The following is a 25000-nucleotide window of genomic DNA, read 5'->3' as shown; positions in this document are numbered from 1 at the left end:
ACAATTAGGTGGCTCCATTGGTTAACCCAGTGGTAAAAGACAATTAGGTGGCTGCATCAATAATAGTTAATTAGCTCGTATCACCGGTTACCTAGCAGTAATAGTCAATTAGTTAACTGTACTTATCGGGCTACCATTCCGTACACACTGCTGGTTCAATCTAGCTACTGCTCTGTTTGGGTGGTCCAAATCCTTAGTTACTGGGCGTGCGGCTGATCATTAGTTCATATTTATCGATGGAAGCACCCAGGATTGCGTCATTACCACCAGCACCACGGTGCGACTGACGGAAGGACTCGCTGGAGGTCCAGCCTTTGAATGCATCCTCATTCTCCCATACGGTGCAGATTTTTAATTCCTCGACACCTTCTTTGGCATTTCCACGCCAAACCTCCATACGTACAAACCCTGGCATATCCTGCACACCATTATTTCCTCCGAAACGTTGAGCAATAGCTTCGCCATGGCCTTCTTTTACTTTAATAGTATTAGTTACTACCAGCATGATAGATAAACCTCCGATCAGAAAGTTAGTATATTTTTCAGGACATTGTGAATCGAAATAATATGACATGGGAACCTCGAAAATTAGCCAATATCTCAAGGTAACATCGTGATTTTCAACTTACAAAATAAAAGACCATCCCACAAGACACAAGAGTGCGGGCGTTTAATTGCACTTTGTACACTTAAATTATCCGTCACACCAGAAACGATCGAATAAGTGTATTCTCTGCAACTAAATTATGCGAATCTGGTGAATCGCCGAGATTAGCCTTCTTTTAACTGTATAGAGTGCAATTAAAGTATGATTTCTCCTCTAATTGCGCTGAATAGATGTACAAAGTGCAACTATTATCTATTTAAACGTTAAGTATTGTGCAAACTCAGGTACCTGCGAAAAATCAAAGTGTCTACTGCAAGTAAAGTGGCTATTGCAAGTTGAAGTAACTGCTGCACGTTAAAGTAACTACCGCAAGTAAAGTGGCTTTAGCAAGTTAAAGTAACTACTGCACGTTAAAGTAACTACCGCAAGTAAAGTGCCACCTCAACCGTAATGTTACTCTAAGCCAAAGTGCCAACCCAACTCCAAAGTTTTTACTCAAAACCACCATTACAGCTAGCACCTAATTTCAGTCCCAGTTCCCTAATTAAGCCCCCAAATGAAGTTACATTGCAGAATGTGCAACAGAATAGCCTGAATGTTATCTGAATAAGGCAGTCTGTTGCATTCTGTACAATAGAATCAAGCCCAAATCGCCTAAAAAGGAGGGGAGCCACTAAACTGATTGCACAACGTGCAATCACCCAAGGTTTCGCCCTTAACTAGAGGGATTCAATTGCACAAAGTGCAATTAGAAAACGCAGTAGAGCAATCCTGAAGCGTTATCCCGCACCACGTGCAATCACCCAAGGCCTCACCCTCGTCTAGAGCGATTCTATTGCACAAAATGCAATCCCCCAGATCACCCGGCTCCCCCCGCGTCCAGCGCGATTTTATTGCGGATTGGTGGTCCATAGTCCTGCTGTTTTTAGGAAGACGCGATCCGGCAGCTTCAAAGCTGTCAGTGCCAATTCAGCAACATCTTCAGGTTGCATCATGCGGTCTTCGTCACCGATTTTAAGTCCAGCATTGGAAGCTAGGCCAGTGTTGACGGTGCTTGGAGTCAAGGCTACGACGCGAATATTGTGTTTGCGCACTTCTTGTGCGAGGGCTTCGGTCATGCCCATGAGAGCGAACTTGGACGCGCAATAAGCAGAGCCTGTCGCGAAGCCACGTTCTCCGGCTGTGGATGAAATATTGATGATATTTCCGCCATTTTTCTCAATCATCGCAGGCAGTGCAGCACGAGTTACGTAATAAGTACCGTAAAGATTAACTTGGATGTGGCGCTCCCAGTCTGCAGGATCCATTTCTACTAAAGTGCCGAATTTTGCGATCCCGGCATTGTTGATTAATGCATCAAATGCTCCAAGCTCATTTTGCAGGGAAGCAACAGCACGTTCAGCTTCTTCGCGTACGGCGATATCGGCCACGGCAATGCTGACTTTAACGTCATATACTTCCGTTAAGGCTGATTTTAACGCTTCGAGATCACCTGAAGTTCTGGAGATCAGGCCTAAATTAGCACCTTCCTTAGCCAGTGCCATAGCCAAGGCTTTTCCGATCCCTTTGCCTGCACCAGTAATTACAACACTCTTTCCTCTCAAATCCATCTCTATCGTCACTCTCCTTCAAACTTTTTTGAAGCAGCTGCTTCATTCAAGTCTTATTATACCTGAATGCTGTAGGGCAATTACAATCGCCCCTTAGAAAATGGTCTGCAAATTTTCATGAAGCCGAACTGCCTTTTCATGAAAGGTATTATTCATGGAGTTTCGTCAGCGGTACCGAAGCTGGGCCCTCTAAAACCTCGCCATCGTAGGAGAAGCGGGAACCATGGCAAGGGCAATCCCAAGAACGATCCCCGTTGTTCCATTCGCATTCACAGCCCATATGGGTACAGGTTCTATCCACCAGATGAAGTTTACCTTCTGTATCCTTATAAGCTCCCACACGTTTGCCATCATGGAACACAACGGCTCCTTCGTCAGCTTCCAAATCAGTTGTCTTTTTATGGACGATTTCCACTTTGCCCGCCAGGAGCTCTTTTGCCACATTGGCATTTTGCAAGATGAAGTTTTTTAGACTGGTGCCAGCTTTGAAGCGGGACGGATCGTACAATTTGGTATACGGATTATCTTTGCGCTGAATCTGATCCGAGATAATCTGTGCGGCCAGCGTACCGCTTGTCATGCCCCATTTTCCAAAACCTGTGGCGATATAAATCTCTTCGTTGTCCGAAATCTTGCCGATGTAGGGCACTCTGTCTAGGGTGATTAAATCCTGTGCTGCCCAGCGGTAAGGGATTGTTTTGATGCCGAGCAGATTTCCTGCGAATAGCTCCAAATTCTCATAATGTCCTATCGTACAGATGCCCTGGCCTGTCTTATGGTTGTCTCCCCCGACAATGACCAGATTCCTGCCTTCCCACTCTACTGCACGAAGAGAACGGGTGGGTTCGCTTGCACTTAGATACATTCCACCCTCAAAATCCGTTTCAGGCTGGATCGCCAGACAGTAGGAACGTTCAGCATGCAGCCGCGAGAAATATAGTGCTCCTCCATCGTAGAATGGGAAATGAGAAGCTGAAACGGCGTAGCGGCAGGTGATCCGATGCTCGTCCTTTTCAGTAAAAAGCGTAAGCTTATCGTTCTTCTCCACCTTATCCGCCATCATCGTATGCTCATAGATTACGCCACCTTTATCCTGAATGACCTTCAGTAGCCCCTTCAGATATTGCAGCGGGTGAAAGCGGGCTTGTCCTGGTAATTTAATGGCACCACTGGCCATCAGAGGGATAGAGATGTTATCTAGCCATTCTCCGGGCAGACCCAATTGTTCATAGGCTTTATACTCTTCCTCCAGTTGTTTAAGCGTTTTATGATCTTCAGCATCCGCGTACAGAAAAGCCGCCTCATGTTTCATGCCGCAGGATACTTCAAGTTCCTCAGCCGTATTCTGGATCCAATTCATAGCCTCGCTGTTCGAGCGATAATAGAGCCGGGCTTGCTCCTGCCCAAAATGCTTTATCAAATGATGATAGATTAACCCGTGCTGTGCTGAGATTTTTGCACTGGTAAAACCCGTAGTGCCACTCAGAATTTCTCCGGCTTCTAAGAGTGTGACTTTGTAGCCTGCGTTGCTGAGGAGATAGGCTGTTGTAATGCCTGTAATTCCACCGCCTACCACTGCCACATCTGTAGAAATATCTTCAGCCAGCTTTGGAAAAGCCGGTAAATCCGTGGTATCTCTCCATAATGATTCCGGAAATTGTGGAAGACTTTGCGTTATTTTACGGTTTGGGTCCATCTATTATCCCTCCATCTTTACAATCTTCATCTCATTTATTACCACAGTCCTGTGAAAAGAAACTTCCCATTCCATCGTGCTGTGCATGAATTCAGAGAAACAGTGCCAAAATAAGGTGGAAACTGGGACGTAAAGGATAAATAGGAGGGATGATGTTCCATGTCAGTTCAACAGGATAAGGACAATATTTCTCTGGAATGGATCAAAGATCAGCTGAACGGGTTCGCGGATTTAATCGATAAAACAAGCGTTGCCCCTTTTGGGCAAATCAACCTGCTATATATCAAAAGTGTTACAGATGCGCAGACACTCAGCCGCCACGTGATTGCGCCGTTTTATGAAATGGAGAGTATTAGCGCTTATCAGGATTACATTATGACTTATCCGGGCACTGAAGAGGCGACTACGAGAGAGAAGGCGATCGACCTTTTGCTCAGTGGTTATGTGCTTCTGGGTATAAAAGATGTGATATATTTCTTCGATGCTATGAGTACGGAGAGCAGCGGTGTTAGTGAAACGTCTGCCGAAAGTATTTCACAGGGGCCGTCAGATGCACTGACAGAGGATATAGCGATTAATTTGAACATGATTCGGCGGCGTTATCAATCGACTAATCTCAAAATGGAGACCATGGTCATCGGCGATGTCTCTAAAACAAAGATAGCTATTTTATACGATGACAGTCGTGTTGACCATAACGTTTTAAAAGAATTAAGGGAGAAGATGGGAACGCTAAAGGTTGATATTTTGCAGGCTACAGGAGAGCTTGAGAAGTTTATAAGCAGTGACAAATTAAGAATACTCCCTAAGTCCATCATCACCGAAAGACCGGATAGAGTGGTGTTTAATTTGTCTGAAGGAAAAGTAGCGATAGTGCTGGATACAACCGGTTATGCGATAGTGCTGCCTTCTATTTTTAATGATTTCTTTACATCCATGGATGATAAAATACAATTTCCTATCGTGGGGCGATTCCTAAAGCTGCTTCGGATTATCGGTGTGTGCATGACGTTGTGGCTGCCTGCGCTCTATGTAACACTCACCTCGTATAACCCAGAGATTATTCGTGTGCAGATTGCCTTGCTTATTGCGGGCAGTCGTGCGACTGTGCCTTATCCTTCTTTTGTGGAAGTGCTTTTAATGCTCATGATGATGGAGTTTCTGACTGAGGCGAGCTTACGGCTCCCCAAGGCAATTGGTCCAACGGCCACGACGGTAGGGGGGCTTATCTTGGGGCAGGCAGCGACGGCAGCAGGACTTGTAGGAAATATCATGATCATATTGGTTTCTGCTGTTGCGATATCTAATTTTCTAATTCCGCTGAATATGATGAGCTTGTCCATACGAGTGCTGAAGTATATTTTTCTAATTGCTGCAGCTTTTTTAGGATTGGTTGGGGTAGTAGTCTGTGTCGTGGGATTCGCAATGTATTTATGCAAACAGCGTACCTTCGGACAACCTTATTTCAGATTGTTTTTTCTCGATAATCTCGGCAAGAAGAAGGGTGGAGAGCATTGATGGCCAAAAGCCGTTATTTCTACTGTCTTTTTCTGATGAACAGCCTGATCAACATCATTAATTTTGTTCCAAGGGAACTAATAGACAGACGTTTTGGTGGCGCTTTGATGTCCATACTAATCGGAACGATTTTGGGCACTTTGTTTGTCTATATATTTACTGTACTGATTGCTAAATTCCCCGGCAAGGGGTTTCCGGAAATATTTGACTCTTTGCTTCCTAAGAAGTTATCCAGAATCTTACTGGTCCTTTTTGCTGGCTTATGGTGTGTGGCCGGGGGAGTTACATTGCTTTCTTTTGTAGATATTACGCTGCGGTTTATCAGTCCGGATTCGAGTCCTTATACGGTTGTGATCAGTTTTTTAGTCTTGGTCTGCATCTGCTGTCGCTTCGATTCTCTATCACTCTTGTATGGGCTTGAAATCATTCTCAGCGTATCCTTACCTTTAATTATTTATGGCCTCGTAAAAGCATTGACCAATCCGGACTTTAATTGGGATTCTGTTCTGCAGGTCACTACATACTTCTGGCATAAGCCGGACCTAATGAGCCTTGCGGCGGCTACCTTTTCGTTTAGCGGTTACTTAAACCTGGCCATATTTAATCGGGTATTTCATGGGCTGAAGCTGAAGCATGTCTGGATTTTAGGGGTGGAGGGTCTTTTCGTATTACTCTTGACTTTTTTAGTTCCCATCGGCTATTTCGGAACCGTTGCTATTGATAGACATGTGTATACATGGTTCTCGACGGCCGACAGTATTCGGATGGAATCCTTTATTATTGAACGGATGCTGTTTATTTTTTATTTTGCCTATTTAAGTTTATCTCTGGTGAGTGTAATCGTTCATTGGCATGGAGGTTTAGAGCTTTTTAAAGGTGCTCTTTCATCTGCAAAAAAACAGTCCCCAAAAGCAGAGCGCTGGAAAGAGTGGGGGATCCTAGGCTTGTTTAGCGCGATGGTTCTGTCCTTAATGGGGCAGGATCAGTATCAACTTAATATGTTTGGTGCCTGGTTTCTGCAAATTCGCTGGTTTGGTGAGATGTTCATCATCGCTCTGTTGTTTTATTGTTATCGCAAAGCTAGGAGGGGGAAGCTATGAGAAGAGTACTTGCTGGAATTGGAATTACCTTGCTCCTTCTTCTTCCCGGTTGTGACTTCAAGGAGATTGATTTGCGGATTTTCGTGTTAGCGATCGGCGTTGACCAAGGTACAGAAGCAGGGAATTTTAAGATTAGTTTGAAGCTTGCCATCCCTCAGGGGGATGTTACTAAGATTGATGAGAAGATGCAAATCTTGACTGAGGAGTCTCCAAGCATTTCGGAAGCCCTCCGTAGAATGAAATCCAGAGTGGAAAAGGAGCTTGATTACTCCCATTGTAAATCAATTGTTTTGGGGGAAGGGGTTGCCCGTGAAGATATTCTCCATGTTATGGATTGGGCTGTTCGACGTAGAGATATCCAGCTTATTGTCAATTTTGCAATAGGGCGTCCGGAAGCACTTCAAGTGCTGAAGGTAAGACCCGAATCGGAGCGGATCCCATCGAATTCTCTTATTCTGGCTATGAGTGGACAAGGCACAGAGTCTCCATTTATTTCTAGTGTGTATTCCTTTCAGCTGATGAGAAATATCTTTGAGGAGGGGATTGATCCAATCCTGCCGATTATTGAGGCCAAAGGGGATAAGGAGTTTTTAATTGATAAAATTGCTCTGCTGAATAATGAGAAAATCAAAATGGTTCTTACGCCAAATGAGACCCGGCTATATAATCTGCTGTCACGCCCGAATCTGCGGACTAACTTACCCGCCCATTCCGAGGGAATTATGTTTCAATATTACACAGAGAGGTCATCCTCGCACTATAAAATCGTAACACCAGAGCATGGGAAAGCTACTATTCGTTATCATATTAAGATAAAAGGTATTCTCGAAGAGAGTAGTAGCCCAGATCTGGTGACACATCACATGTTGAAGAAGATCCAGGAAGCCGGGGAAAAGGAATTGGAAGCGGATATCTTAGCATTGCTGACCAAAATACAAGCCAGTGGCCTAGATCCCTTGGGTTGGGGGCTGCATTATGGAGCAAGGCATTTTAATAACGATACGGAAATGAAAGTGTGGAAGGAGCTCTATTCTAAACTTGATTTCCAAGTGAAGGCTGATGTAAACATTAAATATTCAGGAATGATTAGGTAGCTTGTAAAGTAACATGTGGATAAAAATGGGATTGACGTTCCTATTCACAAGATTTATACTTGATCTAAAAATAAGTTAGAGGATGATAGGAATGAAAAGTCTAAATTTGACCTCCCAACGTCAAGCCGTTTACGATATCGTCCTTAATTCACATGACCATCCTACTGCTGCGGAAGTAATGAATCGGCTAGTAGAGCAGGGACATAGCTTAGCATACGGTACGGTATATAACTCTCTGCGTTATCTTTCAGATAAACAAATGATTCGTGAGCTTAAGCTTGGTGAAGCTGCCAGCAGATATGACGCACGTATGGATGATCACCAGCATATCATTTGTGAAGTTTGTGGAGCAGTGGATGAGGTTATGAATCAAGTTCCGCGTGAATGGATGAATACAGTGGCCAAGGATACCGGTTATACCATTGGTCATGCTCATGTAGTATTCGGGGGCGTCTGCCCAAACTGTAAGAACAAAAAGAATAATTAGGATAGAGGTGCCGGAGCCTGTGCTGCGGTAATAATATGTATATCCGGAGAGACCGCTTTCATTGAGGCGGCCTTTTTTGTTGCATTTATATGACAATTCTCAAAAAAAATGAGAAAAACAAAGAAAGATAGGAGGAAAATCGGTTCCTAAAACAGATTTTAAATTATATATTAAGTCTGGTAAATGTATCCTTGCCTAAGACTCAGATGAGAGAGAGATGATGACGTCTATGAAAAAAAATGCGGGTATGACTATCCGTACCAAGTTAATTCTTACATACCTAATAATACTGCTGCTGCCCAGTATTATAATAGGCTGGCGAACCTATCAAGCTGCCAGCCAGGAAGTGGAAGATCAACTGGTGAACAATGCTACCGAAAGTGTGTTGGCCGTAAATGAAATCATTAACTCTAATATTCAATCCAAAATAGATGCGATTTCCTATTTTGCCGCGGAGTTTTCATCTGAGGGGATCAACAGTGAGGGATCTGGGGGGACTTCCTCTGCTGTAAAAGCCAGACTGAAGGAATATGTGGCGCTGCATCCGGATGTACTGGACATTTATGTGGGTACAAGCAACGGCAAGGCTATTCATGCTTTAGATGCTAAGCTGCCAGAGGGTTATGATCCAAGGCAGGAAAGCGCCTATATTAATTCTCTGAAGCAAGGAAAAGGGGCAGTGATTTCTCCGGCTTTTCAAACCGTAAATAAGGAAACCGCGATTGCGATATCAACGGTTCTTAAGGGCGGTGATGGGGTGATCACAATGAATCTTAACCTGTCTACTTTAGGGGAGCTGACCTCAATTAAGGTAGGCAAGGAAGGTTATATCCTCATCGTTGATAACAGCAAGAAGTTTCTAGTTCATCCTACAGAAGCTATCGGGCAGGAATCGTCTGATGATTTTGTTAAGAAAATGTTCGAGAAAGAACAAGGGGTCTTCGATTATGTCTTCAAGGATACGTCCAAAAAGATGACCTTTATGGTCAATGAACTGACGGGTTGGAGAATCGGAGGTACGATCAGCATTGATGAGGTTAACTCAGCAACTAGTGGAATCCGCGATACAGCTCTGCTTGTTATTGTAGTTTCCGTTCTGCTTGCGCTGGTTGTGATCTATTTTAATATTCAATCGATTTTGAGACCGCTTTTCCGGCTGCGGAAAGCAACTGCGGTGATAGCCAAAGGTGATCTGTCGGAAGACATGGGTGTTTTCCGTAAAGATGAAATAGGGCTGCTGGCAGAGAATTTTCAATTAATGGTGATCAGCTTGCGCGAGATGATCATTGGCGTGCAGGAGATGACAAGCAATGTCTCCTCCTCAGCGGAAGAACTGACGGCTAGTGCGGATCAGACTGCCCAAACGATTGAGCAGGTGACCATAGCGATTCAGGACGTAGCGGCAGGGACGGAGCGACAGGTGGTTAGTGTACGAAAAGGAATGGAGAGCACTGCCGCTACAGCTAGTGAGGTCGAGCAGATTTCCACATATATGGAGCAAGTATCCACAATGATGGACAAGACTTCACTCTCAGCATCGGAAGGCAATGATTCGGTTATCAGCGTGGTGGACAAAATCAATGGTATCCATGAAACGGTCGGAGAGCTGGGCAGTGTAATTGACAAGCTGAATGAAAGAACCAGTCAAATTGAGGGCATTGTTGGTGTCATCACCGGGATTGCCCGCCAGACCAACCTGCTGGCTCTCAATGCTTCCATTGAGGCAGCCAGAGCCGGGGAACAAGGGCGTGGATTTGCGGTGGTTGCTGCCGAGGTGCGTAAGCTGGCAGAGGAATCAGAGAGATCCGCACATTTGATTGCCGAACAGATTACCGCTATTAATAGTGAAATGCTGCTGGTAACTCATACGATGGAAGACACCAGACAGCGCGTATCCGAAGGTATTGAGGCTGTGGATACTTCCGGACGTTCTTTCTCCCGTATCCGAAGAGCAGTAAAGAGTGCCGCGGAGAAGATTGAAGCCATGGGTGGGGTTGTGCAGACTTTATTGGTGGAATCTAATGATATGGAGAAGGCTATTGGGGAAATTCGCGGCATATCGGAAGAGGCGGCTGTGAATACGGAGACTATCGCAACTGCCGCACAAGAGCAGCTTGCTTCTGTAGAGGAGATGGCATCCTCGTCTACCGACCTTAGCCGTCTTGCAGAAGAACTGCAGAAGCTGGCGAGCCGCTTTAAGATAAACGCTTCTGGTAATAAGAATGATTTCTGAAAGGAGAACCGTGCTTTTTATCTTCCCTTTTGAACTCCTTTGCAAGTATACTGATAAACAATAATGTTGGGTTAGGCAATGGAGAGAGGAGAGATAATAGGAAATGGCAGAGCAATTAAAAGGGATCACTGTCGCCTTGGCGGGTCCGCGCAAATCGGAAGAAATGGCCAAGCTGGTTCAGAATATGGGGGGGACGGCAGTATGCCGGCCTGCTCAAGGGACTGTATTTCTTGATGACGAGGCCTTGCAGGAAGGTTTGAATGCATGGATCAATCAGCCTCCCTACTTGGCGATCCTGACTACAGGGATGGGACTTGATGCTCTCTTCGATATGGCTGAGCGAATGGGGATCGAAGAACGTTTCTTAGAAGTACTTTCTGGTTCTATTATTGCCGCACGGGGTTATAAGACAGTGAATGCTTTGAAAAAAAGAGGACTTACGCCGGAGGTTCGTGACGACGACGGAAGTACAATCGGATTGATTCGTGGGCTTCAATCCCTGAATTTGCAGGGGAAAGAAGTCGTTCTTCAGCTGCACGGCGATCCAGCTCCTCATATGCTTGCATGGCTGCAGGAGGCTGGGGCTACTACCCGCCAAGTGCTGCCGTATCGCCATACCCCACCTGAGCCGGGCGAACTGGAAAGATTGCTTCTAGAAATCATATCAGGCAAAATTGATGCCGTGGCTTTTACGAGTGCACCACAGTTTCGTTTCCTCTGTCAATTTGCCCGGGAACAGGGAAAGCTGGAAGAAATGCTGAAGTCTTTCGAGGATAAAGTGCTTGCTGTTTCTGTAGGACGGATTACCTCTGAGGCGCTTAAAGAAGAGGGCGTACAGCGTATCATTATGCCTGAGCATGAACGGATGGGAAGCATGATTGTAGAGCTAGGCAAATATGTGGCGGCGAATCGCTAAGTCACAAGTTGCGTCAGCTTTACACGAATGACGTTATCGCACAGAAGCATTCCCGCCTGTTATCATGGCCGGGGATGCTTTTTTACCCGGAAAAATAAGCCCAAAGAGCAATATACCTGCCATCTGCATGGACATTCGCGGCAGTTTTCCTTAGAATATAGGCAACATGTGACGAATAATAACAACGAATAAGGAGGAGGATCCCATGGACAAGAGAAAATGTCTATTACTTGGTGATTACACCCATCCCCGGTTTCATCCACTTCAAGGAGTGGACCAACAAATTAGTGAGATCTTAAATGATTTATTAACCGTGCAATGTTCAGAAAATAAAAAATTAATGCGCATTGAGCATTTAGCAAGTTATGACCTATGTATTGCTTACAATGAATTGTGGAACGAAACAGTCTCCCCTCAACAAACGGCTGGTTTGCTCAGCTACGTAAGTGGAGGAGGCGGACTCATTGTTCTTCATACGGGAGCTTCGCTGACGAAACGTAACGAGCTTGCACAGCTAATCGGGGGTCGATTTAACGGACACACAGCTTACGAACCCCTGAACTTCAAAGTGCTAGAGCATGACATTACCGAAGGTGTGGAAGATTTCCAATTGGATGAGGAGCCCTATCATTTTGAATTTGACCCGTTCACAGAACGGACTATTCTACTTCAATATGAATCTGAGGGGCAATGGATTCCAGCTGCATGGTGCCATAGCTATGGTTTAGGACGAGTAGTATTCCTTATGCCTGGTCATCATGAACCCTCCTTCCGTCATCCGGCACTACGTAAACTAATTCTACAGGCGGCTACTTGGGCTGCCCGTATTCCGGTCACAAACTAAGCAATGTTGTGTTTTTTTTGAAATACGTACACAGTGGGGTATACTTTAATCATAAACTCCGTTATGTAATGAAACGGAATCTTTGGGAGGAAAGTGCCATGAGTGATTTGTTTAAAAAAGCGATCTCTTTAGGAGTGGGCCTCACCATTGTCAGTAAGGAAAAAGTAGAGAAGGTTGTTGAAGAACTAGTGAAACGCGGGGAGCTTGCTCCTTCGGAATCTAGGGCTCTCGTCGATCGGCTAATTGAACGTGGTGAGGAAGAACGAGGCATGTTCAAATCTGCTGTACAAGAGCAAGTACAACGCGTGCTGAAGGAAATGAATGTGCCTGTACAAAACGATATTGCCGAGCTGGAAGGGCGAATTGCAGTATTGGAGCGCCGGTTGGCCGAGCTAGAGGGAATTTCCCATCTAGAGGGAACATCGGCGGAAACGCGTTCGGACTAAATGGCAGTACGCATTAGACATGCCGGACGTTACCGGGCAATTGCCATGGCGCTTATGCGCCATGGTTTTGGCTATATGGTGGAAGAGCTGGGGCTCTATCACTTACTATCCCTTCCACGTCGTCTTGTAACGCAGGAAGCACACACAAGCCTTACGCTCGGGGAGCGGATTCGGCTGGTGCTGGAGGATTTGGGTCCAACCTTTATTAAGCTGGGACAACTCGCCAGTACCCGTTCAGATCTGCTGCCTGATTCTATTATTCAGGAATTGGTAAAACTACAGGATAATGTGCCTCCTTTTCCTGTCGACCGCGTGCGCGCGATCATTGAGCAGGAACTGGATCAGCATATGGATGAAATCTTTAATTCTTTTGAGGATACGCCACTTGCTGCGGCATCCATCGGTCAGGTGCATAGGGCTGTGCTTCACAGTGGACAAGTCGTAGCTGTTAAAGTTCAACGTCCGGGTATTCTGCGAACGATGAGCAGGGATTTGGAAATCCTCAAAGATTTAAGCACGCTTGCTGAAAAGCGGCTCGCTTGGGCGAGGCAATATCAGCTGTGCCGTATGGTAGAGGAGTTCTCGAAATCGCTGCTTGGCGAGCTGGATTACAGCCAAGAGGGGCGTAATGCAGAGAAAATCGATCAGCAGATGGATTATGAGGGAGTGTACATCCCGGATATCTATTGGGACTATACGTCAACACGAGTGCTGACGATGGAATATGTGGTAGGGACAACGCTGAGTCGTCGCGATGAGTTGCTGAGTAAAGGCGTTAAGCTTAAAGCCATTGCTCAGCAACTTGTGGAAATGATGCTTAGACAAATCTTCATTCATGGTTTTTTCCATGCTGATCCTCATCCGGGCAATGTTATACGGATGGGTGATGGAAAGCTGGCTTTGATTGATTTTGGCATGATGGGTCGGCTGAATGAGGAGATGAAGGAGCAGCTGTCTGCACTTATTATCGCTCTGATGCGCAAAAATACGGATGCAATGGTCCGGGCAATTTTGCGTCTTGGAGTCATTCCCGAGGATGCTGATCGAAGTGCGCTGCATGATGATATGGATCGGCTGCGGGATGAATATTATGATGTTCCATTTAGCAAAATGAGTATAGGCAAAGCCCTGAATGATCTGTTCGGCATAGCGCGAAAACACCGTCTAGTGCTGCCGCCGGATTTGACGATGTTAGGGAAGACAATGCTCACGCTGGAGGGAGTCATCAGCAACTTAGATCCAACCATCAGTATTTTGGAGATGGCGGAACCCTTTGGGCGGGAACTTGTGAAGCAGCGCTTTAGCGGCAGTCGATTGCAGCGTAAGTTCCTGGGAGGCGTAGCCGACTTAACAGAGAGTCTGCTGGAGCTTCCTGGGCAGGCTAAGCAGTTATCCGCGCTGATCAGTAAGGGAAAGATAAAGGTGGAGATTGTGGCACCTGAGATGCAGAATCTGGAGCGTAAGCTGGACCGGGTAGGTAACCGTTTAGCATTCAGTATTGTGATGCTCGCGTTTAGCATCATCATGACAGGACTCATTATTGGTACTGCGATGCGTGGACAGCCTTCAGTGTTATGGAATTTCCCTACAGTGGAGGTTGGCAGCGTAGTGGCTCTTCTGATGTTCTTGTGGCTGATCTATGCGATTTTTAAATCGGGAAGGTTCTAGCTTAAGGGATTTGAATAATTATTCTTCAGCAGTTTCACACAAATGCCTTTCTATCAAGTACAATATAAAAGATAACTTTCTAAGCTTAACTTTACTTCTATTGTATAAAGTGGAATGGAACGCAAATGGAGTGCCGTCTTAACGTCCGGTGGATCGCTGCTGCCCAGAAACCGAACTTTGACCGCACTCTTTTAACGGGTCAAGGGATACATGGGACGGAAGGATGCCGGTGACGGTGTTCTTCCGCTTTTGTTTGAATATAGCTGAATGTGAAGCATATGCCCCAGAACAGGACAGCCTATGCAGGCTGCCTCATACAGGGCTTTTGAAGACGGAAGTTAAGAAAGAGATGTAATCAAATTAAACCGAGAAAATAGTGAGGTGGAGAATTTGCCGGGATTTAAAGATTTAGGAGTTTCAGAATTACTGTGTACATTGCTTCAAAGTCAAGGCATTGTTAAGCCTACGCCAGTGCAACAGGAAGCCATTCCGCCATTGGTGCAGGGCTTGGACGTAATAGCTAGAGCGAAGACAGGTACAGGGAAGACTTTGGCCTTTTTGCTGCCAATTATGGACAAGATCCATACGGAGCGGGCTTACCCTCAGGCGCTGATTATGGCTCCAACACGTGAGCTGGCTTTGCAGATTACAGAAGAGGCACGCAAGCTGGCGCGTCACACGGATATCAAAATATTGGCGGTTTACGGGGGTCAGGATGTAGAGAAGCAACTGCGCAAGCTGGAAGGCGGCAGACATCTTATCATCGGTACACCGGGCAGACTTTTGGATCATATGCGCCGGGAGACGCTGGATCTTAGCGGCGTAAAAATGCTCGTTCTGGACGAAGCCGATCAAATGCTGCACATGGGCTTCTTGGAGGATGTTGAGACCATCATTACGGCTGTCCCTTATCGTCGTCAGACTATGTTGTTCTCCGCGACAATGCCTGATCCGATTAAACGTCTCGCTGCTAATTACATGAAAGAGCCACTGGATATCATCATTAAGAGTGGTTCTCCGATTCCGCTGGATAATATAAAACAGCAAGTAGTGGAATGCTCGGACCGTAATAAAGAAGAAGCGCTCAAATCCCTCATTGAACGGGATCGTCCTTACTTGGCTATTATTTTCTGCCGGACGAAACGGCGGGTATCCAATTTGAACGAAGCGCTGCAAGCAGCCGGTTATGAATGTGACGAGCTGCACGGTGATTTGTCCCAAGGTAAACGTGAAGGCGTGATGAAAAGATTCCGTGATGCGAAGCTGCAGCTGCTTGTAGCGACAGACGTAGCAGCTCGAGGTCTGGATGTTGAAGGTATTACTCACATCTTTAACTATGATATGCCGCTTGATGTGGATAGCTATATTCACCGGATCGGCCGGACTGGCCGTGCTGGAGGCAAAGGGCTTGCAATAACTTTCGTATCTCCACGTGATCAAGAGGGTCTGGATTTGATCGAGCATGGCATCTCGCAGCGGCTGGATCGCCGCCGTTACGAGAAGGATGAATTCGGCGTTGGCGAATTCATCCCTGTGCAAGGCGGCGGACGCCACGGCGGTCGCCAAAGCGGCGGTGCTGAAGCAGCGCGCACGGGCCGCGGGCCGAAGACCGGCGGCTCTGGCCGCGGCGGAGCTCCGCGCGGCGAAGGCGGAGCGCGGCAAGGTGGCCGTGGCCGCGGTAAAGAAGCAGGCGGCTGGGGCGCGCCTGCAGAAGGTCGCCGCGGTCGTTCCGATGCGGCGGCGGGCAAGCGTGGCGGCAGCGGCTATGACGCTGCTGCTCCTAAGGGCGGCGGCAAGGCTGCTTAGCGTAGTGCGAGTAGGCGGCGGCTATGGCGCCTTCGCCTCCCGAGGCGAAGCGTCTGCCAGCGGTAACGCGGCAACGCCTAGCGCTGGTTCGCGCGGTGCGAACCGGAAGGGCGGACCAAGCACTGGCTACAGTGAGAACGTAGCTAGAGGTGCGGACGGCGGTGCCTACACTGGAGGCACTCCACGTGGCGGCTTAGGCAGCGGCTACGGTGCAGGCCCGTCTAGAGGCGGCAAAGGTGGTAAAGGCAGCAAAGGTGGATACGCCGGTGCCAAGGGTGGCGCTGCTGGCAAAGGCGGCCGCAACAGCGGCGGCGGATCTTCACGCGGTGGCCGTAGCAATGGATCCGGTGGCTTTAAAAGCGGCGGTCGCGGCACTTCCAGATAAAGTTAGTAGAGTTTTATAGATGAAACTTGTTACCATAGGGTAGTTAGCGCTGAAGCTAATGACCTATGGTAACCTTTATTTTATAGCGTGGAACATATTGATTTTTATATTAAAAATAGGTTCTTAGTGAAACATTTATGAAGGAAAGCCTGTCTAATAGATAAATAGAATGTTGGGCTTCGAGGAGGAAGAACTTACAGATGTCAAAAAAATTTAAAATTATAATCTTGTTAATTGTCGTTATTGCTGTCGGTTGGGGAATAGGAAAGTACACGTCTCCTTCTGCTTCGGAGAGTAACGGTTCAAATATAAATGTGGGGGATAATCTTCAAGGTGAGCCTGGGGAGACGGGGGAAAGTGATGGAGGGGGATTACAGACCCGGCAGTAGCTGATCCATCGGATACACCAGATCCATCAGAACCCTCTAGTCCGCCTGAATCAGGCGGTGATAATGCAGGTAGTGTTCCAGATCCTATATCTGCAGAGCCTGATAGTATTACAGTGATGGTAAATAAGCAGTATGGTTTGCCTGATAATTATAAACCAACGGATCTTGTCTATCCTGATGTCCGGTTTACCTTCAAAGAGAAAATCGAAAAGCGTATGATGCGCAGCGAAGCCGCTAAAGCCTTGGAGAAGATGTTCGCAGGTGCAGAGGAAGACGGAATTTATTTAGCAGGCGTTTCTGCCTACCGCTCACAGGCAACCCAGACGACTTTGTATAACCGTTATGTGGAGAGAGATGGGGAAGAAAAAGCCCGTACTTACAGTGCAGTCCCTGGCTATAGCGAGCATCAGACCGGGCTGGCTATTGATGTCTCGGGAAGTGATGGCAAGTGTGCCGCTGAGAGCTGTTTTGGTGGAACGAAGGAAGCCGAGTGGTTGGCCAAGCATGTAGGGGAATATGGTTTTATCATCAGATATCCTGAAGGTAAGCAAGACATTACCGGATATAAGTACGAGCCTTGGCATATCCGTTATGTAGGTAAGGACATTGCTGCCTATATCAATGAGAAGGATATTACGTTGGAAGAATATTATGACGCAATTCCGGTATCGAAATAACACAGACGCAGAGAGCAGTCCTATGAAATTTGTAGGGCTGCTTTTTCTATGGCTATAAAAAGAGTTCAGAAGTTGCATTCCCTTACAGTTCGGGTAAGATACGTAGTGTAGTCTAAGTAAAAGGAAAGAAGGGGAATAAAGATGTCGATCTACAATTTTGCTAAGCGTTACACCTTCGGGTAAAGAAGTGCCGTTTGCGGAGTATGAAGGTAAGGTGCTGCTGATTGCTAATACGGCTAGTAAGTGCGGACTTACGCCACAGTATGGAGATCTTCAGAAACTATACGAACAGTATAGCGATCAAGGACTTGTAGTATTAGGATTCCCCTGCAACCAGTTTGCGGGCCAGGAGCCAGGTACGAGTGAAGAGGCTGAGGAATTCTGTCAGATTAATTATGGAGTTACCTTTCCGGTATTCGCCAAAGTTGATGTTAATGGACCGGATGCCAGCCCGCTTTTCAATTATTTGAAGGAGCAGCAGCCTGGTGCTGGGGACAGCAGCGACATTAGCTGGAATTTCACGAAATTTCTAATTGATCGCAGCGGCAATGTAGTGGCTCGTGTGGAGCCCAAAGAATCGCCGGAAACGATGAAACAACATATTGAGTCACTACTGTAGATCCATAATGGGGTCAGTTGCAGAGTGATCTTCCAAGTATCCCCTCGACTCGGTTTCGACCGATGCTCGCGGGGATTTTCTTTTTTTAAAGGATTAATGGAGATTGCCTTGAATTTTTATTGTGATAAATTATACTTGACGCTTTAAAAAGACGATGTATCCTTTGAAGAGAATATAGCAACTGTGCGAACATGCATAAAAAAGCGGAGTACAGCAGGATAATAACGGCAGGAGGGTTTTATACAAGCATGAAGTTAATTACAGAGGTAGCAGCACAAGCAGGAATCGACGAGCAGCATCTGGAACTATACGGCAAATATAAAAGCAAACTCTCACCTTCCTTATGGGAGGATATGAAAAACAAGCCAGATGGCAAGCTGGTTCTGGTCACTGCGGTGAATCCGACCCCTGCTGGAGAGGGTAAGACCTTAACAACCATCGGGTTGGCGCAGGCAATGAATGCAGCAGGTGTGAAGACTGTGGCTGCTTTACGTGAGCCCTCGCTTGGGCCTTGCTTAGGGATGAAGGGCGGTGCAACAGGCGGCGGGAAGTCGCAGATTGTTCCGGCTGATGAGATTAATTTGCACTTTATGGTGACATTCATGCGGTAACTTCTGCGCATAATTTATTGTCCGCAATGATTGACAATCATATCTTCCAAGGCAATGAGCTGGGACTGGATCCGCAGCGTATCGTTTGGAAACGTGTCATGGATATGAACGACCGCAGCCTACGCAGTATTGTGACTGGGCTCGGGGACGGAAATGGAGCGGTACGGGAAAGTGGCTTTCAGATTACAACGGCTTCTGAGATTATGGCTGTGTTATGCTTATGCGATAACCTTATTGATCTCAAGAAGCGTTTAAACCGTATTCTGATTGGATATGACCAAGAGGGACAATGGTAACAGCCGAGCAAATCGGGGCCGTTGAAGCGATGACAGCGCTGCTTAAGGAAGCAGTTAAGCCAAACTTGGTACAGACTCTGGAAGGTACGCCTGTTATTGTACACGGGGGCCGTTTGCGAATATCGCTCATGGCTGCAGCAGTGTTATTGGCACTCGTTATGCCCTTAAGCTGGGAGATGTGGTGGTCACCGAAGCAGGCTTCGGAGCGGATCTTGGTGCAGAGAAATTCATGGATATCAAATGCCAACAGGCCGGGTTAACCCCTTCTGCTGCTGTTCTTGTCGTAACTGTTAAGTCCTTAAAATATAACGGTGGTGTGCCTAAAGGTGAGCTTCTAACCGAGAATCGGACGGCGCTTCGCGCGGGATTGGTGAACTTAGAACGTCATGTAGAGAATCTCGGTAAATTTGGAGTCCCTGTTTTAGTTGCCATAAATCATTTTGAAGGGGACAGTGAGGGCGAGATTAATGATGTATTGGAGGCCTGCCGCAATTTAAACGTGCCAGCCGCGATCTCAAAAGTATGGGCGGAAGGTAGTGCAGGTGGACAGGAATTGGCTTCTGAACTGAACAAGCTCTTGGACAATAGTGGCCCGAGCCAGTTTGCTCCTCTGTATGAGAAGGATCTCGACATTTCATCCAAAATCAACAAAATTGTCCGTGAGATCTACCGCGGGGCAGAAGTGAACTTTTCTCCGGCGGCTAAGCGGAGTCTGGCGGTTATCGAGCGGCTTGGGCTAAATGATCTTCAAGTATGTTTGGCGAAGACGCCTTATTCCTTCTCCGACCAGCCTAGACTCCTCGGAGCACCGGAAGGCTTTACGATTGGTGTCCGAGATATTACCCTTTCGCTTGGTGCAGGTTTTGCGGTAGTTATTACAGGCAACATCGTTACGATGCCAGGTCTGCCAGCTAAGCCAGCCGCTGAGGGACTATGGATGGATGAGGACGGAGAGATTCACGGTTTGGTGTAAAAGTGTTTTAATCAAAGGCTTCTCCTTGTTGGTATTAGAGGGGAGGCCTTTTTTTATGCTTCCTTTGGATTCCTGCAAATGCGGATCATAATGTACCTCCCACGTGGCAAAGCTAACGGAGTCGCATTCGGCAGCAGTGGCGGAAAAAACTTAAAATTGTGAACAATATGAGGATATAGGTAAAAAAGACTTGTAATGTGATAAATATCACAATATAATCAGTTTATAAAGTGAAATAAATCACAACTAACCCATTGTTGATCAGATTCCATCATTGATCGGTCATGCAAGTCAAATATATAACCCGATTGTCCATTTGAAGGAGGAAGAAATAATGAAAGTAGCTGTCATTGGATGTACCCATGCCGGAACCGCCGCAATTGTGAATACTGCTCAACTTTACCCGGATGCCGAGATTACTGTATATGAGCGTAATGATAATATTTCCTTCTTATCCTGTGGGATTGCCTTGTATGTAGGTGGAGTGGTTAAAGACCCAGAGGGGCTATTCTATTCTTCACCAGAAAAGCTTGCAGAGCTTGGCGTAAAGACCAATATGCGTCATGAAGTAACTGCAGTGGATACGAAGTCCAAAACATTGCGTGTACGCAATCTGGAGACAGGCCACGAGTTCGCTGATACCTACGATAAGCTGATTATGACTACAGGTTCATGGCCGATTGTGCCGAAGCTTGAAGGATTTGAACTCGAGGGGATTTTACTTTCCAAGAACTATGATCATTCCAACACTATTATAGAAAAAGCTAAACAAGCAAATAAAATCACCGTCGTCGGCGCTGGATATATCGGCGTAGAACTGGTGGAAGCTTTTCAAATGAATGGCAAGCAAGTTACACTAATTGATGGTGAAGATCGCATTCTGAGTAAATATCTGGACCAGGAATTTACTGCACCGATCGAACAATCTTTTCAGGATCATGGGATTAAATTGGCACTGAATGAGAAGGTTAGCTCTTTTGCAGGCAAAGACGGTAAGGTAACAAAGGTTATTACAAGCAAAGGTGAGCATGAGACAGATCTGGTCATTCTCTGCATTGGTTTCCGTCCTAATACTGAACTCTTAAAAGGTCAAGTCGATATGCTGCCCAATGGTGCCATTGTAGTCAATAACTATATGCAGACTAGCTGCCCGGATGTATATGCCGCTGGCGACAGCTGTGCGATTCATTACAACCCTACAGGCAAACACGCCTATATCCCACTGGCAACCAATGCCGTACGGATGGGAACCTTAGTTGCGCGCAACTTGGTAACAGAGACCATTCCTTATATGGGTACACAAGGAACTTCGGGCATTAAGATTTATGAAGACAATATCGCTGCAACAGGGCTTACTGAAGAAGGAGCTAAGGCTGAAGGAATGGACGTAGAAACCGCCATGATTATTGATAACTACCGTCCAGAATTTATGCCCACCTTTGAGCAGGTTCAGTTAAAAGTAGTGTTTGATCGTGCCACACGCCGTATTCTCGGGGCTCAAATTATGTCCAAGATGGATCTGACGCAATCGATCAACACAGTGTCTGTATGTATTCAAAATCAAATGACAATCGACCAACTTGCCTTTATCGATTTCTTCTTCCAACCGCATTACAACAAACCTTGGAACTTCCTGAATACAGTAGGTCTTCAAGCGCTGCCGACAACAGTACCAAGCAAAGAGGCTGTAACGGTTTAAAAAGGGACGTTGTTCCTGAGTGATTTATCGAAGAATTAGACAGCCTTGTAAAGCTAGAGAAGCAGTGATCCTCCTGTTACGGGAGGATCACTGCTTTTTTTTGTTAGGTGCAGAATGATTAGCTGCATGGGTAGGTGCAATCCAATGGCTTCGGTGATGCAGCAAGCTAAATGTGCTCGAAAGTTACGACTAGGGTCAACTGAGTCCGATCGTGCTGAGTCATCACCTTCTGCAGAAGCTTTCGGACTCAGGAGCTCTGTATAAGGTCATCTGAGTCCGATCGTGCTGAGTCACCGCCCTCCGCAGAAGCTTTCGGACTCAGAAGGCGCTATTTAGCAATTAATCACCTTTTGAGCGTGATTTCGGACTCCAGTGCAGCTATTGCATAGAATGGGGGACAACTAGTGTGTTTTTCGTGCCAATAGCGACTATGGGGTCCGATAGCGAGTCAAATGTGCTCGAAAGTTGCGATTAGGGTCAACTGAGTCCGATCGTGCTGAGTTATCGCCCTCCGCAGAAGCTTTCGGACTCAGAAGGCGCTAATTAGCAATTAATCGCCGTTTGAGCGTGGTTTCGGACTCCAATGCAGCTATTACATAGAATGAGTTACAACTAGTGTGTGTTTCGTGCCAATAGCGACTATGGGGTCCGATAGCAAGCCAAATGTGCTCGAAAGTTACGATTAGGGTCATCTGAGTCCGATCGTGCTGAGTCACCGCCCTCCGCAGAATTTTTCGGACTCAGAAGCCATTATTTAGCAAATAATCGTCGTTTTGAGCGTGGTTTCGGACTCCAATGCAGCTATTACATAGAATGAGTTACAACTAGTGTGTGTTTCGTGCCAATAGCGACTATGGGGTCCGATAGCAAGCCAAATGTGCTCGAAAGTTACGATTAGGGTCAACTGAGTCCGATCGTGCTGAGTCACCGCCCTCAGAAGCCATTATTTAGCAAATAATCGTCGTTTTGAGCGTGGTTTCGGACTCCAATGCAGCTATTACATAGAATGAGTTACAACTAGTGTGTGTTTCGTGCCAATAGCGACTGAGTCCGATCGTGCTGAGTCACCGCCCTCCGCAGAATTTTTCGGACTCAGAAGCCATTATTTAGCAATTAATCACCTTTTGAGCGTGATTTCGGACTCCAGTGCAGCTATTGCATAGAATGGGGGACAACTAGTGTGTTTTTGGTGCCAATAGCGACTATAGGGTCCGATAGCGAGCCAAATTTGCACAAAAGCTCTGTATAAGGTCATCTGAGTCCGATCATGCGGAGTCACCGCCCTCCGCAGAAGCTTTCGGACTCAGGAGCCGCTAATTAGCAAATAATCGCCTTTTGAGTGTGATTTCGGACTCCAGTGCAGCTATTACATAGAACGAGGTACAACTAGTGTGTTTTTGGTGCCAATAGCGACTATAGGGTCCGATAGCGAGCCAAATATGCTCGAAAGTTACGATTAGGGTTAACTGAGTCCGATAGTGCTGAGTCATCGCCCTCCGTAGAAGCTTTCGGACTCAGAAGCCGCTAATTAGCAAATAATCGCCGTTTGAGCGTGGTTTCGGACTCCAATGCAGCTATTACATAGAATGAGGTACAACTAGTGTGTTTTTCGTGCCAATAGCGACTATGGGGTCCTATAGCGAGCCAAATGTGCTCAAAAGCTACGTATAAGGTCAACTGAGTCCGATCGTGCCGAGTCACCGCCCTCCTCAGAATTTTTCGGACTCAGAAGCCGCTAATTAGCAAATAATCGCCTTTTGAGCGTGATTTCGGACTCCAGTGCAGCTATTACATAGAAGGAGGTAAAACTAGTGTGTTTTTGGTGCCAATAGTGACTATGGGGTCCGATAGCGAGTCAAATGTGCTCGAAAGTTACGAATAAGGTTATCTGAGTCCGATGTCCGGGTGTGGGCCAAATATGCTCAAAAGCTACGATTAGAGTCATCCGAGTCCGATAGAATGCCGATAGTGAAGTATGACGATAGTGAGGTATGACTACAGTGAGGTATAGCTACAGTGAGATCTTGCTGCATATAAGGACAACGGTGTCCGATAGCTGCTGCGTACGCTCAAATGTAATCCAACGAAACAAGATATGCTGGCTTAGCCGGTCATACACAAACTTCTATTTGTGCACAGGTCGCAGTAAATTTGACATGTCAGTGAAAACTTTCACTTAGTTTTCTCAAAGTGATAATTATCACGTTAATGTGTTTTACGACACGCTACAATGGTCATAAAGGAACAAATTTGAAGTAAATAGATGAAGGGGATAGGAACCATGGCTTATAGCAAACCGCAGCAAATTGCCGAAGTAACTGTAGAGAACGGCATAAAAAAAGCTCATAATCCGCTAAGTACCGTACTTATTCTGGGCTTTTTGGGAGGAGCGTTTATTGCGCTCGGGTTTTTATTAGATATTCGCGTCATTGCTGGCGCACCACAGGAATGGGGTTCCATTGCTAACTTTATCGGAGCCGCAGTCTTCCCCGTTGGGCTGATCATGGTACTCCTTGCAGGTGGAGAACTGCTGACAGGGAATATGATGGCCGTGCCGCTCGCTTTTATGGCTAAGAAGATTTCTTTCTGGGAAGTTGTGAAGAATCTTTTGCTCATTACGATTAGTAATCTGGCAGGGGCATTATTTGTAGCTTATTTCTTCGGTCATGTGGTGGGTTTAACTTCAGAGGGTGTGTATTTAGAAAAATTGGTGGATATGGCTGGTCATAAAATCGATGCAGAATTCTTTCCGGCATTTGTTTCGGGTATCGGCTGTAACTGGCTCGTTGCGCTGGCCGTATGGCTCTCCTATGGAGCAGATAACTTCAGCGGCAAAATCCTTGGTATTTGGTTCCCGACGATGGCCTTTGTTGCGATCGGATTCCAGCACGTTGTAGCTAACATGTTCCTAATTCCAGCAGCTATTTTTGAAGGTTACTATTCATGGGGGCAATACTTCACTAACTTTGTTCCCGTCTGGCTCGGAAATCTAACGGGTGGGGCAATATTTGTCGCAGCTGCCTATTGGATGGCATACTTGCGTAAAGCACCTACGGCTATTCAATCCGTAGATAGCATGTCCGGCAGCAGTGTCAAAAAACACGCTTAAGCTCGTCTTATAGAGCACTCCATAGAACATTCAAGGTCTGCCTTATTGGTGGCGTTAATGTTTTAGGGGTGCTTTTTGTTATGTAGACACAAAAAAATCCGCCGTGATATATCCGCGCTCGGGGGAACGAAATCGGATCACGGCGAATTTTGAAGGGGGAGTGTTTCTAGGCTCTATTACCCCGTCTTTCTAAAAGCGAATCAGTTTCTTCTTGTTT

General features: G+C 46.3%; 17 protein-coding genes and 3 pseudogenes. 17 read left to right on the top strand and 3 right to left on the bottom strand.

Annotated elements, in window-relative coordinates:
• Window positions 1-193 precede the first annotated feature (193 nt).
• The 3 genes from MHH50_RS29190 to MHH50_RS29180 form a co-directional block, all read right to left on the bottom strand.
• Window positions 194-505, bottom strand: a complete 312-nt coding sequence (locus MHH50_RS29190) for an antibiotic biosynthesis monooxygenase (RefSeq protein WP_076179209.1) — start codon at window positions 503-505, stop codon at window positions 194-196.
• Window positions 506-1497: 992 nt separating this feature from the next.
• The gene (locus MHH50_RS29185; protein ID WP_036681981.1) at window positions 1498-2217 is read right to left on the bottom strand and encodes a 3-ketoacyl-ACP reductase; all 720 of its coding nucleotides are present in this window, start codon (window positions 2215-2217) and stop codon (window positions 1498-1500) included.
• A 148-nt stretch (window positions 2218-2365) separates the two neighbouring features.
• Window positions 2366-3913, bottom strand: coding sequence for an FAD-dependent oxidoreductase (locus MHH50_RS29180; protein ID WP_340033774.1), 1548 nt, complete (start codon window positions 3911-3913; stop codon window positions 2366-2368).
• 159 nt (window positions 3914-4072) lie between these two features.
• On the opposite strand from MHH50_RS29180, the gene MHH50_RS29175 reads away from it, so the two are divergent.
• The 17 genes and pseudogenes from MHH50_RS29175 (at window position 4073) to MHH50_RS29095 (ending at window position 24783) form a co-directional block, all read left to right on the top strand.
• Complete coding sequence (locus MHH50_RS29175; protein ID WP_076123985.1) at window positions 4073-5431, top strand: spore germination protein; 1359 nt, start codon at window positions 4073-4075, stop codon at window positions 5429-5431.
• Window positions 5431-6531, top strand: a complete 1101-nt coding sequence (locus MHH50_RS29170; protein WP_076123983.1) for a GerAB/ArcD/ProY family transporter — start codon at window positions 5431-5433, stop codon at window positions 6529-6531. The genes MHH50_RS29175 and MHH50_RS29170 overlap by 1 nt, the downstream gene beginning before the upstream one ends.
• A complete protein-coding gene (locus MHH50_RS29165) occupies window positions 6528-7625 on the top strand; it encodes a Ger(x)C family spore germination protein (RefSeq protein ID WP_076191747.1) in 1098 nt (365 codons plus the stop codon). The genes MHH50_RS29170 and MHH50_RS29165 overlap by 4 nt, the downstream gene beginning before the upstream one ends.
• A gap of 91 nt (window positions 7626-7716) precedes the next feature.
• Window positions 7717-8112 carry a transcriptional repressor gene (locus MHH50_RS29160; protein ID WP_076123979.1) on the top strand — a complete coding sequence of 132 codons (396 nt, stop codon included), beginning with the start codon at window positions 7717-7719 and terminating at the stop codon, window positions 8110-8112.
• Between the two features lie 247 nt (window positions 8113-8359).
• Window positions 8360-10345 carry a methyl-accepting chemotaxis protein gene (locus tag MHH50_RS29155; protein WP_218640930.1) on the top strand — a complete coding sequence of 662 codons (1986 nt, stop codon included), beginning with the start codon at window positions 8360-8362 and terminating at the stop codon, window positions 10343-10345.
• A gap of 103 nt (window positions 10346-10448) precedes the next feature.
• Window positions 10449-11261 (top strand): uroporphyrinogen-III synthase, encoded by an 813-nt coding sequence (locus MHH50_RS29150; protein WP_076182020.1) that lies wholly within the window; start codon window positions 10449-10451, stop codon window positions 11259-11261.
• Between the two features lie 205 nt (window positions 11262-11466).
• Window positions 11467-12105, top strand: coding sequence for a ThuA domain-containing protein (locus tag MHH50_RS29145; protein ID WP_076123974.1), 639 nt, complete (start codon window positions 11467-11469; stop codon window positions 12103-12105).
• A 98-nt stretch (window positions 12106-12203) separates the two neighbouring features.
• Window positions 12204-12551 carry a phasin family protein gene (locus MHH50_RS29140; RefSeq protein ID WP_036681962.1) on the top strand — a complete coding sequence of 116 codons (348 nt, stop codon included), beginning with the start codon at window positions 12204-12206 and terminating at the stop codon, window positions 12549-12551.
• Window positions 12552-14219 (top strand): AarF/UbiB family protein, encoded by a 1668-nt coding sequence (locus MHH50_RS29135; protein ID WP_076123972.1) that lies wholly within the window; start codon window positions 12552-12554, stop codon window positions 14217-14219.
• Window positions 14220-14609: 390 nt separating this feature from the next.
• Window positions 14610-16025 (top strand): DEAD/DEAH box helicase, encoded by a 1416-nt coding sequence (locus MHH50_RS29130; RefSeq protein WP_340034650.1) that lies wholly within the window; start codon window positions 14610-14612, stop codon window positions 16023-16025.
• On the top strand, window positions 15985-16410 hold the full coding sequence (locus MHH50_RS29125) for a hypothetical protein (RefSeq protein WP_340033773.1): 426 nt from the start codon (window positions 15985-15987) through the stop codon (window positions 16408-16410). Before MHH50_RS29130 ends, MHH50_RS29125 begins: the two co-directional genes overlap by 41 nt.
• A 200-nt stretch (window positions 16411-16610) precedes the next feature.
• A complete protein-coding gene (locus MHH50_RS29120) occupies window positions 16611-16799 on the top strand; it encodes a hypothetical protein (protein ID WP_340033772.1) in 189 nt (62 codons plus the stop codon).
• An 89-nt stretch (window positions 16800-16888) separates the two neighbouring features.
• Window positions 16889-17476, top strand: a pseudogene (locus tag MHH50_RS29115) (M15 family metallopeptidase); the annotation flags it as partial.
• 141 nt (window positions 17477-17617) lie between these two features.
• A pseudogene (locus tag MHH50_RS29110) lies at window positions 17618-18095 on the top strand (glutathione peroxidase).
• A gap of 248 nt (window positions 18096-18343) precedes the next feature.
• Window positions 18344-19975, top strand: a pseudogene (locus MHH50_RS29105) (formate--tetrahydrofolate ligase).
• 334 nt (window positions 19976-20309) lie between these two features.
• Window positions 20310-21674, top strand: coding sequence for an FAD-dependent oxidoreductase (locus MHH50_RS29100; RefSeq protein WP_076123965.1), 1365 nt, complete (start codon window positions 20310-20312; stop codon window positions 21672-21674).
• A gap of 2281 nt (window positions 21675-23955) precedes the next feature.
• Window positions 23956-24783, top strand: a complete 828-nt coding sequence (locus tag MHH50_RS29095; RefSeq protein WP_036681949.1) for a formate/nitrite transporter family protein — start codon at window positions 23956-23958, stop codon at window positions 24781-24783.
• Window positions 24784-25000: the final 217 nt, after the last annotated feature.

Source organism: Paenibacillus sp. FSL H3-0302, assembly GCF_037982245.1.
Lineage (GTDB): Bacteria > Bacillota > Bacilli > Paenibacillales > Paenibacillaceae > Paenibacillus_AQ > Paenibacillus_AQ odorifer.
The sequence above is the reverse complement of the archived record's forward strand: the minus strand, read 5'-3'. Positions and strand labels throughout refer to the sequence as shown.